1 pseudogene is annotated in these 244 nt (G+C 65.2%); it reads left to right on the top strand.

Annotation, left to right across the window (positions count from 1 at the left end):
- Positions 1-244: pseudogene (locus P0D68_RS35610) on the top strand (NAD(P)(+) transhydrogenase (Re/Si-specific) subunit alpha); the annotation flags it as partial.

Below are 244 nucleotides of genomic sequence, written 5' to 3'. Positions count from 1 at the left end.
ACGCGGCGCCGAGTACGAAGGCCGGCGCGGCGGCAACTGTCCGCTCACCGAAGCGGATCAGGTGGTGATCAGGCATGGCGTGACGATCGTCGGCTATACGAATCTGGCCTCGATGGTGCCCGCCGACGCGTCCTCGCTCTACGCGCGCAACCTGCTCGACTTCCTCAAGCTGATCATCACGAAGGAAGGCGCCCTGAACATCGATCTCGCGGACGATATCGTCGCGGCCACGCTGCTGGCCCGT

Source organism: Paraburkholderia sp. RL17-380-BIE-A, assembly GCF_046028085.1.
Taxonomy (GTDB): Bacteria; Pseudomonadota; Gammaproteobacteria; order Burkholderiales; family Burkholderiaceae; genus Paraburkholderia.
This window is presented reverse-complemented; position numbering and strand designations above follow the sequence as displayed.